Annotated in this window: 1 protein-coding gene; it reads right to left on the minus strand. The window is 58.8% G+C overall.

The annotated features are described in order from the left end of the window. Positions 1-9: 9 nt before the first annotated feature. On the minus strand, positions 10-1,292 hold a 1,283-nt coding region (locus B5F19_RS16750; protein WP_204248363.1), incomplete at its 5' end, for an S-layer homology domain-containing protein.

The raw sequence follows: 1,292 nt of genomic DNA on the forward strand, positions 1-1,292 counted from the left end.
CTTGGGCGCTCAGCGCCAGTTCTCATTTCCGTTGTTCTTGGTGTAGTCGTGGCTGTTGGCCGTCTCCATGATGGAGTAGTACGCCCAATGGGAGGGCTTTACATCCGGGAAGGTGTTCAGCTCGTCCTCATGCCGGTCGATGTAGTCCTCATCGGCTACACGCCCCAGCATGTTGTTGACGATCACGGAGACCTCCGCGCGGGTGATGCACTCGTTGGGACGGAAGCTGCGGTCAGCCCCGGAAATCCAACCGTAGCTGGTGGCTTGGGCCACATAGTCGTAGAACCAGTCACTGGTGGACACATCCCGGAAGTCACAGTCGAAATCTTCCGGCTCGTAGGCAAAGGCCAAGGCGATAACGCAGAATTCTGCCCGGGTGATGGGGGCGTCCGGACGGAAGGTCCCGTCGGGATAGCCATTGATCATACCCAGAGAGGCCAGGGTGTTTACAGCTTCCGCATACCACGCATCCGCGGGCACATCGGAGAAGCTGACCGTGTGAGGCACATTCTGGTCCAGCAGCAGTGCGTAGAACATCTGAGCTGCCTCCGCACGGGTCATATTCTGGCCAGGGCCAAACGAGCCATCCGGATAGCCGGTCATATACTGAACATGGTCTTTGGTATTCAGATAACGGTCGGTGCCGCTGTCACTGGGATCTGCGGCTCTGCGGGTAAAGATGGCTTCGATCTTATGGTCCTCATCTACATCCTCAAAGGTGTATTTGTCCACGTTCCCCACACTCTCGCCATCCACCAGGACGTCGGAGATGCGGTAACCGTTGTCTGCAGAGATCCGGAAGGTTTGATCATTCCCCTTGCGGACCTCTACCTCGTTGTCGGAGCCGCCGTCGGGGGTGATCTCGCCGCCTTCGCCGCAGGTCACAGTGATGATGTACTTTTTGGTGGAGGAGCTTCCGCCGCCTCCGCCTCCACCGCTGCTGCGGCGGTCCCAGTCGGCGTACAGCGTGATATCGCTCGTGACAGGAGTATTAAAATCGTAAGCGGTCTTCAAGGCCTCATCCGCAAACCAGCCCTCAAAGGTATAACCATCGCGGGTTGGGTTGGCAGGTTTAGCCGCTTTCTCGCCTTCCTTCACGGTCTGGCTAGCAACCGCGCTGCCGCCGTTGCTGTCAAAGGTCACCGTGAAGGTCTTCTCCACAGGAGGCGCCTCCACAGGACGGACCTCAACCCAGACCCAGCCGTCGTTGATCTGGAGGTCGCCCTCCCAGACCAGCTCGTAGCCGGCGGGGATGTCCTTGAAGGTGCTGGTGTTTACCATGGTGGCGTCGG

It is taken from the genome of Pseudoflavonifractor sp. An184 (assembly GCF_002160305.1).
Taxonomy (GTDB): Bacteria; Bacillota; Clostridia; order Oscillospirales; family Oscillospiraceae; genus Lawsonibacter; species Lawsonibacter pullicola.